Source organism: Sinomonas atrocyanea (assembly GCF_030812675.1).
Classification (GTDB): domain Bacteria; phylum Actinomycetota; class Actinomycetes; order Actinomycetales; family Micrococcaceae; genus Sinomonas; species Sinomonas atrocyanea_B.
The window spans coordinates 246,803-259,809 of record NZ_JAUSTE010000003.1; the positions used below are offsets into that span (position 1 = coordinate 246,803).

Annotated in this window: 12 protein-coding genes; 7 read left to right on the top strand and 5 right to left on the bottom strand. The window is 69.0% G+C overall.

The window, feature by feature from the left end:
• The first annotated feature begins 2 nt into the window (after positions 1 to 2).
• From J2W20_RS06930 to J2W20_RS06960, 7 genes are all read left to right on the top strand, one after another.
• A complete protein-coding gene (locus J2W20_RS06930) occupies positions 3 to 905 on the top strand; it encodes a sugar phosphate isomerase/epimerase family protein (RefSeq protein WP_307005727.1) in 903 nt (300 codons plus the stop codon).
• Complete coding sequence (locus J2W20_RS06935; protein WP_307005728.1) at positions 902 to 1,903, top strand: Gfo/Idh/MocA family protein; 1,002 nt, start codon at positions 902 to 904, stop codon at positions 1,901 to 1,903. The genes J2W20_RS06930 and J2W20_RS06935 overlap by 4 nt, the downstream gene beginning before the upstream one ends.
• A 134-nt stretch (positions 1,904 to 2,037) precedes the next feature.
• Positions 2,038 to 3,459, top strand: a complete 1,422-nt coding sequence (locus tag J2W20_RS06940) for an MFS transporter (protein WP_307005729.1) — start codon at positions 2,038 to 2,040, stop codon at positions 3,457 to 3,459.
• A 223-nt stretch (positions 3,460 to 3,682) separates the two neighbouring features.
• Complete coding sequence (locus J2W20_RS06945; protein ID WP_307005730.1) at positions 3,683 to 4,432, top strand: SDR family NAD(P)-dependent oxidoreductase; 750 nt, start codon at positions 3,683 to 3,685, stop codon at positions 4,430 to 4,432.
• A 98-nt stretch (positions 4,433 to 4,530) separates the two neighbouring features.
• Positions 4,531 to 5,343, top strand: a complete 813-nt coding sequence (locus J2W20_RS06950) for a sugar phosphate isomerase/epimerase family protein (RefSeq protein WP_307005731.1) — start codon at positions 4,531 to 4,533, stop codon at positions 5,341 to 5,343.
• Positions 5,344 to 5,506: 163 nt separating this feature from the next.
• Positions 5,507 to 6,298, top strand: a complete 792-nt coding sequence (locus J2W20_RS06955) for an SDR family NAD(P)-dependent oxidoreductase (protein ID WP_307005732.1) — start codon at positions 5,507 to 5,509, stop codon at positions 6,296 to 6,298.
• 339 nt (positions 6,299 to 6,637) lie between these two features.
• Positions 6,638 to 7,345: an IclR family transcriptional regulator gene (locus tag J2W20_RS06960; RefSeq protein ID WP_307005733.1), complete on the top strand. Its 708-nt coding sequence runs from the start codon at positions 6,638 to 6,640 to the stop codon at positions 7,343 to 7,345.
• 254 nt (positions 7,346 to 7,599) lie between these two features.
• On the opposite strand, the gene J2W20_RS06965 is transcribed toward J2W20_RS06960, so the two are convergent.
• From J2W20_RS06965 to J2W20_RS06985, 5 genes are read right to left on the bottom strand one after another with little or no spacing between them, the layout of a single operon-like run.
• Entirely contained in the window at positions 7,600 to 8,568 is a 969-nt protein-coding gene (locus J2W20_RS06965) for an amidohydrolase family protein (RefSeq protein WP_307005734.1), read from the bottom strand.
• Positions 8,565 to 9,473: an NAD(P)-dependent oxidoreductase gene (locus J2W20_RS06970; RefSeq protein WP_307005735.1), complete on the bottom strand. Its 909-nt coding sequence runs from the start codon at positions 9,471 to 9,473 to the stop codon at positions 8,565 to 8,567. Before J2W20_RS06970 ends, J2W20_RS06965 begins: the two co-directional genes overlap by 4 nt.
• Positions 9,470 to 10,396: an NAD-dependent epimerase/dehydratase family protein gene (locus J2W20_RS06975; protein WP_307005736.1), complete on the bottom strand. Its 927-nt coding sequence runs from the start codon at positions 10,394 to 10,396 to the stop codon at positions 9,470 to 9,472. Before J2W20_RS06975 ends, J2W20_RS06970 begins: the two co-directional genes overlap by 4 nt.
• Positions 10,393 to 11,496: an ABC transporter permease gene (locus J2W20_RS06980; RefSeq protein ID WP_307005737.1), complete on the bottom strand. Its 1,104-nt coding sequence runs from the start codon at positions 11,494 to 11,496 to the stop codon at positions 10,393 to 10,395. Before J2W20_RS06980 ends, J2W20_RS06975 begins: the two co-directional genes overlap by 4 nt.
• Complete coding sequence (locus tag J2W20_RS06985) at positions 11,493 to 12,995, bottom strand: sugar ABC transporter ATP-binding protein (protein WP_307005738.1); 1,503 nt, start codon at positions 12,993 to 12,995, stop codon at positions 11,493 to 11,495. Before J2W20_RS06985 ends, J2W20_RS06980 begins: the two co-directional genes overlap by 4 nt.
• Positions 12,996 to 13,007: the final 12 nt, after the last annotated feature.

Below are 13,007 nucleotides of genomic sequence, written 5' to 3' on the forward strand. Positions count from 1 at the left end.
CCATGCGTCTCGCAGGCCACACCCTCGGAACCCCGGGACAGACCGTCCCCGAGGCCCTGGCGCTGTTCGCGGCCGCCGGGCTCGACGCCGCCGAGGTGATCTACCAGGACGGCTACCGCTCAGCGCTGCCGCTGCGCGACCGGCGCTCGGCCCGAGAGGCCCGGCGGGCCTCGGAGGACCTGGGCGTCCCGATCGTCGGACTGACCCCCTACACGACCGGGATCAACGCCCTCGAGGAGGGCCAGTGGCGGAGCGCGGTCGACGAGTTCCGCGGCGCGATCGAGATCGCCCAGGCCGTCGGCGCCGCCCGGCTGCGGGTCTACGCAGGCTCCTGGCACCCCGGCGACCGGGACCACGGCGCCCACTGGGACCGGCTCGTCGCAGCCCTGCGCACGCTGGCCCCGGAAGCCTCCGACGCCGGGGTTCGCCTCTGCGTCGAGAACCACTTCGGGACCATGACCCAGTCCGCGGCCGAGACGGCACGGCTCGTGCGGGAAGTGGACCATGAGGCGGTGCGGGTCCTCTACGACCAGGCCAACCTGACGTTCACCCACGACGAGCCTTACGAGGAGGCGCTGCGCGTCCAGGGAGACCTCATCGGGCACGTGCACGTGAAGGACCTCGTCTTCACCGACCCGGACGCACCGTTCCAGGCCTCCGAGACCGCCCGGGTCGCAGCGTCCGAGCGCGCCGTGCGCTCCCGCGTCGTCGGCGAGGGCGTCGTGCCCTGGGCCGGAATCCTCGCCTCCCTCGCCGCTCTCGGCTACGACGACGTCCTCTCCCTCGAGTACGAGTACCGCTGGCACCCCCAGGACCTGCCCGAGCCGGCGGTCGGCTTCGCCCGGTCCGCGGCCGCAGTGCGCGCCGCCCTCGCCCAGACGGCTGTCCCCGGGAGCGCCCGGTGAGCGCGCAGGCCAGGATCCGCGTCGGCGTCGTCGGAGCGGGAAACATCGCCTCCATCGCCCAGCTGCCCAGCCTGGTCAAGCGGGACGACGTCGAGCTCGCCGCGCTCGTCTCGCGCCGCCCCGACCCCGGGGCGCTGATGCGCCGCTGGGGTTTCGGCGCCGCCTACACCACGGTCGAGGACATGCTCGCAGCCGAGGACCTGGACGCCGTCTTCGTCCTGACCCCGCGCTCCGAGCACGCGCACGCCGTCGAGACCTGCCTGCGCCGCGGCGTGGACGTGTTCTGCGAGAAGCCCCTCGCGCCCTCGGCCGATGAGGCCGAGCGCCTGGCCGACCTCGCCGACGAGCACGGCCGCATCCTCATGGTCGACTTCAACCGCCGCTACGCCCCGGTCTATGTGGCAGGGCGCGAGGCCTTCGGAACCGATGGGGCGGCGTTCTGCGTCGCGCAGAAGAACAGGCCCGGGTCGGAGTACCGCGCCACGTTCGAGAACGCCATCCACATGGTCGACCTGCTGCGCTGGTACTGCGGCGGCGAGGCCGTCGAGGTGAGCGCGCACGCCGCGGGCGAGGACCCCTGGCAGGAGGACGGGGCCGCCGCGCTCATCCGCTTCGACACCGGCAGCACCGGGGTCCTGATGGCTGCCCGCACCGCGGGCGCCTGGAACGAGAAACTCGACGCCTATGGCGCCGGACGCTCCGCCGAGATCCGGGCCCCTGAGTCCGTCGCGATCACCGTCGACGGCACCACCACCGTCCGTGACCTCAGCTCGGAGGCCTTCGGCTGGGCCACCGCCACGGAGACCCTGGGCTTCGCCGAGGCGGTGCACCACTTCCTCGACCGCCTGGCAGACCGAAGCCAGCCCCTCACCAGCGGCCGCGACGCCGTCGCCACCCAGAGGCTCCTCGAGCGCATCCTCCATTCCGCCGGGCTGCCGACCGGTGAACAGGAAGGCCGCCAATGGGAAAGCCACGCAACCAACACCGCCCGGCGCTGAGCCCGCAGCCGTCCTGATCCAGAGCCCTTCGGGCACGGGATCCTCGCCCGGGACCGCTCATCGCCCTGTAATGCAATCGATCTCACTCAACCACCCAGACCACCCAGCAACACCCCAGGAGCAAGGAGAGTTCAATGACGACCTCGAAAGATCCGTTCGGGACGTCCAACGTGCCGACGACGCCCCACGCGCTCGGCCGCCCGGCCCGCCCCGTGAACATGATCGCCGGCACGCTCGGCCACTTCGTCGAGTGGTACGACTGGTACGTCTACGGGCTGCTGGCAGCGGTGTTCTCGGGACAGATCTTCCCGGGCCACTCGGCCTTCGCATCCCTGATCGCGGCGCTGCTCACCTACGCGATCGGGTTCGTGGTGCGCCCGCTCAGCGGGATCATCATCTCCCCTCTGGCCGACCGGTTCGGCCGGCGGGCCGTCCTGACCCTCTCCATCTCCGGGATGGCCCTGGGCTCCCTCATCGTCGGCCTCACCCCGCCGTTCGCGGCGATCGGCTACCTGGCACCGGTGATGTTCCTGGTTGCCCGCCTCCTCCAGGGAATCTCGGCCGGCAGCGAGGCGCAGAGTGCGATCGCCTTCATGGTCGAGCACGCTCCCGCGAACAGGAGGGGCCTGTTCGGCTCCTTCTCCAACATGGCCAGCGGCCTGGCGACCCTCGCGGCCACCGGCGCCGGGGCGATCGTGACCTCTTCCTTCTCCAAGGCCGACCTGGCCGCCTGGGGATGGCGGCTGCCCTTCATCGTCGGCGGCGTCCTGGGCGTGATCGGCCTGATCATGCGGGCCCGAGCAGACGAGACGCCCGAGTTCGAGGCGACGGCCATCGTCGACCAGCGGTCGGCGTGGTCGCGCCTGTGGGCCCTGCTCCGCGAGCACCCCAAGGCCCTGCTGCAGACCGCGGCGCTCTCGGCCCCTGCGGTGGCCTACTACACCTGGGCCACCTTCCTCCCCACCTACGCCAGCCTCACCACCGGCCGGGACCTGGCTTCCTCCCTCGCCGGCAGCGTCATCGGCCTCGCACTGCTCGTCGTCATCGTTCCGATCTGCGGTGCGCTCTCGGACCGGCTCGGGCGGCGCAAGATCTTCCCGATCATCGGCGCCATCGGCATGGTCGTGCTCTTCTACCCCCTGCTCCTGCTGCTGAACCAGCCCGGCTTCGGTGTCTACGTCCTGGTCTCCGCCTCCGGTTGGGTGGTCCTGGGCATCTGGCAGGCCGTGTACCCGACCATGCAGGCCGAGCTGTTCCCGGCCGCGGTCCGGGTCTCGGGCATCGGCCTCGCCCACCAGATCGTGATCGCCGTCTTCGGCGGCACCGCCCCGCTGATCGCCGCCGCGTTCGTCGGCTCCGGGCACCCCACCTACACCGCGATCTACATGATCGTCATCGTTGCCCTCTGCCTCATCGTCTACATCACCCTCCCGGAGACCGGCAGCCGTGCCCCCCGTGCCACCGTGGCCCTGGCCGACCGCGAAGTACTCGAGGGCGAGAACCTCGTTGCCGAGATCGGTTCGGCGCCGGGCCAGACGAAGCGCTCCCGCTCGTAGACGCCATCTGGTCTTCGAGCCGAACCACCACCCCCGGAACGCGCCTGGCCGCCCCGCGGTCGTTGTGGGGAGCGCCTCCCAACAGCGACCGCAGGGCAAGCCCAGAACCCGGCCACGCAGCACGGGCACCCCACCGAAAGGAACGTTCGAAGATGAAGTCAGCAGCTCAAACACCTGGTGCAGACGACCGACGGGCCAGCGCAACCACGAGGGTGAAGACCGCATGAGCCTCAAAGGCCAGGTCGTCCTGGTGACCGGATCGAGCGGGGGAATCGGCAACGCCGTCGTCGAGGCGCTCACCGGGGCCGGCGCCGTCGTCGTCGGCGCCGACCGCGCCCCGAAGGCCGGCCAGGAATTGGCGGACTTCTTCCCCCTCGACATCACCTCCGAACAGCAGTGCGCCGGCGTCATCGAGGACACCGCCGGGAAATACGGCCGCATCGACGTCCTCATCCACGCCGCGGGGGTGCTCGGCCCGACCCCCGACCTGATGGAGACGACGACCGAAGAGTTCGAATCCGTCATGCGGATCAATGCCTCCGGGACGTTCTCGATGGTTCGCGAGGCCGCCCGTTCGATGACCGGCACCGGCACCGCCGGCGCGATCGTCGTCCTGTCCTCGGTGGCCGCCAAGGAGGCCCGCAGCAACTACCTCCCGTACAACGCGAGCAAGCTCGCGGTGCTCCACATCATGTGGTCCTTCGCCCAGATCCTCGGCCCCCACGGCATCTCCGTCAACGCCGTCGCACCGGGCCCGGTCAACACCCCCATGTGGGCCCAGTTCGCCAAGGACACCGGCCCGGACGCAGCCGCCAACCGGGCCCGGCGCGCCGCCCAGCTGCCGATGGGACGGTTCGCCGAACCCGACGAGGTCGCCCGCGCCATCCTCTTCCTCGCCGACCCGGACAACCGGTACATCACCGGTGTGACCCTCGACGTGGCCGGCGGAGCCCACCTCGGCGTCGGAACCTGACCTCGAGGCCGGTGCAAAACTAAGGACGAACAACTCCGGATTTCGGCCAGGACCTGCCTGCGGCAGAGCCTGGGTACAGAACTGAGAAGGACAGCCCAATGATCATCAACACATTCTCCTATCTCTGGTCAAAAACGGCGATCGAGGCAATCGCGGAATTGGCCGACAACGGGTACGACACTTTCGAAGTTCCGATCAGCTCTCCGCACTGCTGGCCGGACGAAATATCCGACTCAGACCGATCGACCATCCATGCAAGGCTCAACGAATACGGCGCCACGATCAGGTCGCTGAATGCCGGCGGATACGACATCAACCTGGCCAGCCCCGGCGCCAACATGCGGCGCAAGAGCATCGAGCACATCAAGTCGGTGATCGACCTGGCTGCAGCCTGGGGCGCCCGCGAGGTCGTCATATCCCCGGGCACGAGACGCCCCATGATCTCCCCATCCCTCGAGAACGTCCACGGATGGATGCACGAGAGCCTGGAGGCCTTGATTCCGATGGCCAGACAGGCTGGCACACGGCTCCTCTTCGAGAACACCCCCTATTGCTTCGCGCCCAGCATCCGGGACCTGGCAGGAATCGTGAAGGCGGTCAACGACGATTCGCTCAAGATCGTGTACGACGTCGCGAACGCCGCCTACATAGGGGAGGACCCCGTGGCGGCCCTGCTCGCGAACCACCGGTCAATCGGGCTCGTCCACATTTCCGATACCGGCACGGAAGCCTGGGGACATGACCCGATCGGTACCGGAGTGATCGACTGGAATGGACTCGGCGCCGCCGTCAAGGCAACCTGCGGCATCGACAACGTCGTCCTCGAGGTCATCCGCGAAGAGAACCCCGTCCACGAATTCAAGAAGGCGCTGGACGAGCTCAGGAACCGAGGCTGGGAGCTAGGGGAGTAACCCTCTCGGCGAGGGGCCGAGGTGGCTGACGGACTGTCGCGTCGGCCGTGCGTCGGCTTCCTCTTTCGTGCGAGGCGAACTGCGCCCACAGGCCGCAGCCGCCCGATCTACTTACCAATCCAAATGATTCCCATGTGAATCCCTGTGAATAGGAGTGTGTGCAATGAGGGCTTTGGTCAGCGGTGGAAGCAGCGGCATAGGAGCGTCTGCAAGCGTGAGGCTTGCAGAGGCGGCCCTTGCCCGGGGCGAGCAGGCGATGATCGCCGTGTGCGGACACGAGCCGAACGGCGGCCAGGATCAAGTCGTCCGATCCATCCAGTCAATGGGAGGGACCGCCATCGCGTTGGCGGGCGACCTCGGCAATCCCGACGTGCCCAGTCAGCTGGTGGAGGCCGCAGCAGCAGAGTTCGGCGGCCTGGATGCATTGGTGGCGAACGCCGGAATCGCCAGTCCGGGCGCAATCTGCGACCTGTCGCTCGAGGACTGGGACGGCATGTTCTCCGTCAACCTCCGCGGAGCGTGGCTCCTGGCCAAGGCGAGCTACCCGCACCTGAGGGAGAGCCGCGGCGCCGCCTGCTTCACCTCTTCGATGTCCGGTCAGCTCCCGCACGCCGGATCAGGCGCCTACAGCCCGAGCAAGGCTGCACTGACCATGCTTGCCCAGACCCTCGCGCTGGAGTGGGCGCCCGACGGAATCCGTGTGAATGTGGTCTCCCCGGGCATGACCCATACACGCATGACCGAGAAGATGTACGCCGATCCGCAGCTCAAGAAAGCGAGGGAGGACATCATCCCGCTGGCGAGGATCGGGGATCCCATCGACATCGCCAACGTGATCGAATTCCTCGTGGGCCCGCTATCGGGTTACGTCACCGGGCAGGACATCTGCGTCGATGGCGGCTTCACCAAGTCCATTCTCAGCCACATTCCCGGTCGGCCCAGCTCAAGGTCCTGAAGCTTGACCTGCATCGGTACCGGGGGAGCGACGCCATACAGGCGTCGCCCCCAGGACGACTTGGCGGCAGGCGCGCCAGTGCTCGGAGCCGTCCCGATCAGCCGTCGCCGTCGTCGGCCGGCTAGATGGTTCAGGTGCCTACCGTCGCACCACCCGGGAAAGCCGACGGTGAGGGTTGCCTCTCCCGATCCGCCCCCGTTACCGCACGCTTCCGAGGGCAGCGGAGCCGGCCACGCGGTCTTCAGCCCAGGTCCACGGTGGTCCCCAACGACGCCGCCTGGTTGTCGTGAATCACGTTGCCGTTCTCAGAGAGGCCCCCCAATGGCAGGATCTATGGCCGTGAACCGCTCCATCGAGCTGCTCGCGATCCTGGCGGCACACCCCTTGGAACCTATGGCAGTGACCGAGATTGCGGACGCGCTCGGCGCTGCCCGGGGCTCAGTTGTATCGGTGTGCACCGCCCTCGAGATGGGCGGCCTGCTCGAGCGCGGAGCAGACGGCTACCGGCTGGGCCGGCGTCTGGCCGAACTGGGCGGCGCCTATGTGAACTCCTTCCCAGAAGTTCAGTCGTTCCACGAGGCGTGCGCCAGATCGAGCATTGCGGGCCGTGAACTCGTGCAACTCGTCATGCTCGACGGTCCCCAAGTGCTGGTCATGGCCCGGCACGAAGGGAGGGCCCCGCTCATGGCAGCGGGCAGACCCGGGGACAGACTGCCCGCCGTTTCGACTGCGGCGGGGAGGGCGCTACTGGCGTCCCTGCCTGCAGGGGATAGCCGGGTGTCCCACCGGCTCCAAAGCGAGCTCCAGCAGGTCAGGGAGCGAGGCTTCGCCCTCGAGTTCGGGGAGGTCCACCCGGCCGTAACGGCCATCGCTGCCGCCGTTCCCTCGCAGACCCCATCGCCCGCCTTCGCCGTGGGCATATCCCTCACAGGAGTGCGGCTCACCGAAGAGGGAGCCAACGCCTACGGCCGCGCGGCCCGGTCGATCGCAGCGCAGACAGCTCGTCGAGCGCTCCGCCAGCGCGGAACCCAGCTACGCGCCGGCTGACTGGCAGCCAGCCACCCTTACGCAGCTGTTGGGAGTTCCCCGAAGAGCGGTGACTGACCCCAGATCGGCCAGAACGGATCAGGGCGGCGGAATGCCGCTCCTCGCAGCCTTGGCATGACCGTCTCATCAAAGGAACCATTACCGAAAGACCGCTCGAGATCCGGCTTCTCGGACTCACGAGTCCCAGAAGGTCGGACCTCGTGGGCCGGGTGGCTGGTGCTCGGCGCGGCGCATGGACTACACGCGTCGGCTGATCATCCTCTGTAGTCTCCGCCAGAGGGGATCGACGTGGGAGCAGGGTCCGCCTGAGGGTGGGCGGTGCCGAGCCTGTAGAACTCACGGGCGGTTCCGGCGAACAGCCTCTTGCGCTCGTTCTGGGAGAGGTCGGCGGTGATGTGGTCGAAGGCTCGGAAGACGTCGGTGTAGGTGGAGTAGAGACCGTCGACAGGGAAGTTGCTGCCGAACATGCAGCGCTGCGGGCCGAAGAAGTCGATGGTCGTGAGGACGATCTGGCGGATGCTGTCGGTGGTCCAGGTGTGGTCGTTGGTGCCGAGGGCGGAGATCTTGACGGTGGTGTTGGGCTCGGCGGCGAGGAGGCGCATACCCTTCGCCCATTCAGCTAGGCCGTTGTCGTCGCGTTCGATCGGCATGCCGGCGTGGTCGAGCACGATGGGGGTCGATCCGTGGTCGGCGGCCAGGCGGGCGGCGTCGGCCAGTTGGTGAGGGAAGACCTGCAGGTCGAAGGAGAGGCCGAGGTCGCCGAGGGCCCGGAAGCCCCTGAGCCAGTCGGGGTCCTGCAAGAGGTCGTCGCGGTCGCGGTGGGAGTAGTAGGGATCGGGGTGCCAGTTGAGGATGTCCCGCACGCCCCTGACCGATGCACGGTCTCGGTGTTTTGCGAGCTGGTCGTGCGCGTCGGGCGCGGTGAGGTCAACCTTGACGACTTGGACGGTGGGGAAGGGCCCGTGGGCGATGACCCGGTCGACCCATTCGGCCTCCCACAGGGGGTCGGCTGCGCCGTTCTCGATGTGCACGGAGCCGACGAGGCGGGCATCGATCTCTGCGAGGCCGGCGGCGTCGGCCAGATAGTCGTCGAGGAGGTAGTCCCGCCGCAGCGGCAGGTCGTCGCCGTGGTAGCGCTTCTGGGGTTGGCCCTCGAGCCAGGGGTAGCTCGCTGCGCTGAGCAGGCAGAGGTGGTGGTGGGCGTCGATGACTTCCAGCGTCACGTCGCGGTGCTCCTGGTCTTCTCGATGGTGCCGGCGATGGTGAGTTCGACGGCGGAATGGTCGAGGTCGCCGAGCCCTTCGTCGATCATCTGCTCGAAGACGTCCTTGAGGGTCTGGGACACGGGCAGACGCAGGCCCTTGGCGGCGGCGGTGTCGGCGGCGAAGCGGAGGTCTTTGAGCTGGTTGACCGCGCTTCCGCCTCCGGTGAAGTCGCCGGTGAGCCATCGGTCGCGCTTCTGCCGGAGCACTTCGGAGTTCGCGAGCCCGCCGCCGAAGATCCGCAGGAGCTGGGCTCTGTCGAGTCCCCAGGCGTCGGCGAGGACGAGCGCTTCGGAGATTGCCGTCACTGTGCTGGCGACGATGACCTGGTTGCAGGCCTTGGCGATCTCCCCGTTCCCCGGCCGCCCGAAGTGGATGACCGTTGCACCGACGTTCTCGAGCACGGGCATGGCCTTGGCGACGGCCCAGTCCTGGCCGCCGACCATAACGCTCAGGGTGCCGCTTTCGGCTCCGGCGACGCCGCCGCTGAGGGGAGCGTCGACGACGCCGATGCCATCCATGGCGAGCTCTTGGGCGAGCTCGGCGACTTCGGTGGGGGACACGGTCCCGTGGACGACCAGCACGGGATGGTCGGTCTTCGCGCGGTGCCAGCCCGCGAGGAGCCCGTCCTCGCCCCGGAGGACGTCCTCGACGTCGGACAGGTCCGTCAGCACGGTCAGGGCGATGTCAGCGGCTGCGTCCGCGGGGGACGCGGCGAGGCGGGCCCCGCGGGCGGCGAGGGCATCGGCCTTCGAAGCTGTCCTGTTCCACACAGTCAGGCTGCCGAGGGATTCGAGGAGCCGCTCGGCGGTGGGCAGGCCCATCCGTCCCAGGCCCAGGAGCGAGACAGCAGGCTGCTCTGTCACGGGTTCACCTCGTCAAGGTCGACGAGAAGGTCTTCGGAGAGCTGCTCGAGCGTGTGCTCGGCCTTGAAGCCCAGCAGCTCGTGCGAGCGGCGCAGGGAGACGGGGACGTCCCGGCCGGCGACCGGGTCGCGCGGGACCGTGGGGGCGTAGCGTTCCAGGGCATCCTCGGTCGGCTGGCGCAGGTAGGTCTGCGGGGCGGCGACGAGGATACCGGGCGCAGCAGGGGTCGGGTGGGAGAGTGCCGCCTGGACGGCACCGGCCGCGTCCCGGACGTCGAGGTAGGTCCAGCCTTCGCAGGCCTGCCTCCTCGGGTCTTCTTCGATCCCGCCCCGGATGTGCCGGGCGAACACCGTCCCCTCGTCTTCGTAGATGTCCCGGACGAGAGGGAAGCGCAGTCCGGTGAGCTCCGTCCCGTGCTGTGACGCCAGGGCTGTGGCGGCGTTCTCGTTGGCCTGCTTCGAGAGGGAGTAGGCGTCGGCGATGGCTGCCGGCTCATCCTCGTCCCAGGGGTAGCGGGAGGGGAGGACATCGTGCGGGTTCAGCGGGAGGCCGAAGGCATTGATGCTCGAGGCGTACACGACCTTCGCCACCCCGGCCTGCCCTGCAGCGTCCATGACGATGAAGGTGCCGAGGGCGTTGGCGGCGTAGATCTCCTCCGGTGTGCCGCGGTCGAGCCCGGCACGGCCGGCCAGGTGGACGACCGCGTCCTGGCCCGCGACGGCGCGGCGTACGGTCTCCGCATCGGTGACTGTGCCCGGGGTGAACGACGCCGCACCCTCCGGAACCCTGGCGCCGGTGATGTCGAGGACGGTTACGTGGTGGCCGAGGGCGGCCAGGTGCCCGACGACGGCGGCTCCGATGAGGCCGCTGCCGCCGGTGACGAGCACTCGCCGCCCGGACCCGTGGGCGTGACTGGGGGTCACAGGGACGCCCCGGTCCGCGGGCTCGTACCGCTGCTCCCGCTTGCCTGATCCGCGCTCGTTCCCGGGGCCTCCGCAGCTGCGGGAGCGCCAGGAGCCGCGCCCTTGTCGGTGTCGCCCTTGCCCCGGCGGAGCATGGGCCAGCCCTTGCTCATCTGGTCGACGGCGACCGCGACGACGACCACGGCGCCGGTGACGATCTGCTCGTAGAAGCTCGGCACGTTCAGCAGCACGAGGCCGTTGGTGAGTCCGCCGAGGATGAGGGCACCGATGAGGGTGCCGCCGATGCGGCCCTCGCCGCCCATGAGGTTGGCGCCGCCGATGACGGCCGCGGCGATCGCGGTGAGCAGGTAGGGGCTTCCGGCCTCGGACTGGGCGGCGGAGATGCGGGCGACGACGACCATGCCGGCCAGGGCGGCGAGGAGTCCGGAGATGCCGTAGACGAGGAGCTTGACCCGGTTGACCCGGATGCCGGAGAGCCAGGCGGTCTCCTCGCTCCCGCCCGTGGCGATGACGTTCTGCCCGAAGACGGTGCGGCGGAGCAGCAGCCAGGCCAGGATGGCCACGACGATGACGACCACGACCACGATGGGGATGCCGCCGATGTAGCTGTTGAGCATGAACACGAAGGAGGAGGGGACGTTGTAAACGGGGGTGCCGTTGGTGGTCACGTAGGCCAGGCCCTGGTAGATGCTCATCGTGCCCAGTGTGGCGATGAAGGGCGGGAGCTTCAGCAGGGTGATCAGGAGTCCGTTGACCACCCCGGCGGCGAAGCCGAGTACCAGGCCCACCAGCAGCGCTGCGACGGGGGAGACCCCTGCGTTGACCATGAGGTCCGCGGAGACGATGCCGACGAAGCTGGCGATCGATCCCACGGAGAGGTCGATGCCGCCGGTGACGATGACGAAGGTCAGCCCGATGCCGATGAGGGCGTTGACGCAGGCGGAGACCGCGACGTCGCGGAGGTTGTTGATGTTGAGGAAGTTCGGATTCAGCAGGCCGAGTCCGAGGAAGATGACCACGGCGGCGATAACGATGCCGAGGGCCTGGATGTTGACCGGACGCCTGCGTCCGTTCGGGCGAGCCGCGCTGTCCTTGTTCATGTGGTTTCCTTCGCGATCCCCATGGCGCTGGCCACGAGGCTGTGTTCGTTGATGTCTTCGCCGACATGTTCGGAGAGGATGCGGCCGCCGCGCATGACCAGGACCCGGTCGCTGAGGGAGATGATCTCGGGCAGGTCGGAGGAGACGACAATGACGGCGTTGCCGGCGGCGGCCAGTTCGTCGATCACGTGGTAGATCTCGGCGCGGCCGCCCACGTCGACGCCCTTGGTCGGCTCGTCGAAGAGGAAGACCCGCGAGCCACGCCGCAGCCACTTGGCGATGACGATCTTCTGCTGGTTGCCGCCGGAGTACTGGCGGGCAAGCAGCCGGACGTTGGCCGGCTTGAGGGCCAGCGACGCGCCGATCTCCTGGGCGACCGCGGCCTGCCGGCGCGGGCTGGTGAAGGGTCCGGGCCCGTTGAGCTCCTTGGCGCCGGCCAGGGCGATGTTGGCGTACGCGGGCATCTGCAGTGCAAGGCCCTGCTGCTTGCGGTCCTCGGGGATGAAGGCGATGCCCGCGGCGCGGCTGTCGTTCGGGGTCCGGAGATGCACTCGTTTCCCGTCGATCTCCACCTCTCCGGAGGCGCCGCGGTCTGCCCGGATGAGGGCGCGGAGCAGCTCGGTGCGGCCCGAGCCGACGAGGCCGGCGATCCCCAGCACCTCGCCGCGGCGGACCTCGAGGGAATTCGCGTGCGGCGAGGCCGGGCTGGCGATGCCGGTGGCGCGGAAGACGACGGGAGCATCGTCGGAGACGGGGTGCTGCCTGCGGAAGCCGAGCAGCTCGCGTCCGACCATGTTGCGCACGATCTCCTCGACACTCGTGTCGGCGATGCGCTTCTCGAAGCCGACGCGGCCGTCGCGCAGGACGACGACGCGGTCGGAGACGCGCATGACTTCGGGCATCTTGTGGGAGACGAAGATGACTCCCACGCCCCGGTCCGTGACGATCTGGCGGACGCGCTTGAGGACGGCCTCGACGTTGTGCTCGAGCATCGAGGTCGTCGGCTCGTCCAGTGCGACGATCTTGGCGCCGAAGGCGAAGGCCTTGGCGATCGTGAGGGCGTGCCGCTGGGCCGGGCTGAGGTCCGCCATCCGGGCGGTGCCCTTGAGCGGGAATCCCATGGCGGCCACGTCGGCCAGGGCCCCTTCGACTGCCTTGGCTGCCTGGCGGCGCTCCTTGGCGCTCCTGCCGAGCAGGAGGTTCTGCTCGACGGTCAGCTGGGGCACAATGGCCGGTTCCTGGTGGGCGATGACGACGCCGTCGGCCAGGGCCCGGCGCGGCGTGTACTCGCTGCGCCGGACCCCGTCCACCGTCACCGTTCCGTGGTCAGGGGTCAGGGAACCGCCCAGGATGCCGAGCAGGGTGCTCTTCCCGGCCCCGTTCTCGCCGGCCAGGGTCAGCACCTCGCCGCGGTCCAGGTGGAAGCTCACGTCGTCGAGTGCCCGGACGCCGGGGAACGACTTGGCGACGTTCCTGATCTCAAGGAGGGTGTCAGTCATGGTGTGTCCTGT

What these genes read in the sequence shown, in the direction of transcription:
- J2W20_RS06955 (WP_307005732.1), top strand. Translation starts at nt 5,507, where the DNA reads ATGAGGGCTTTGGTCAGCGGTGGAAGCAGCGGCATAGGAGCGTCTGCA.
- J2W20_RS06945 (WP_307005730.1), top strand. Translation starts at nt 3,683, where the DNA reads ATGAGCCTCAAAGGCCAGGTCGTCCTGGTGACCGGATCGAGCGGGGGA.
- J2W20_RS06930 (WP_307005727.1), top strand. Translation starts at nt 3, where the DNA reads ATGCGTCTCGCAGGCCACACCCTCGGAACCCCGGGACAGACCGTCCCC.
- J2W20_RS06940 (WP_307005729.1), top strand. Translation starts at nt 2,038, where the DNA reads ATGACGACCTCGAAAGATCCGTTCGGGACGTCCAACGTGCCGACGACG.
- J2W20_RS06950 (WP_307005731.1), top strand. Translation starts at nt 4,531, where the DNA reads ATGATCATCAACACATTCTCCTATCTCTGGTCAAAAACGGCGATCGAG.
- J2W20_RS06980 (WP_307005737.1), bottom strand. Translation starts at nt 11,496, where the DNA reads ATGAACAAGGACAGCGCGGCTCGCCCGAACGGACGCAGGCGTCCGGTC.
- J2W20_RS06985 (WP_307005738.1), bottom strand. Translation starts at nt 12,995, where the DNA reads ATGACTGACACCCTCCTTGAGATCAGGAACGTCGCCAAGTCGTTCCCC.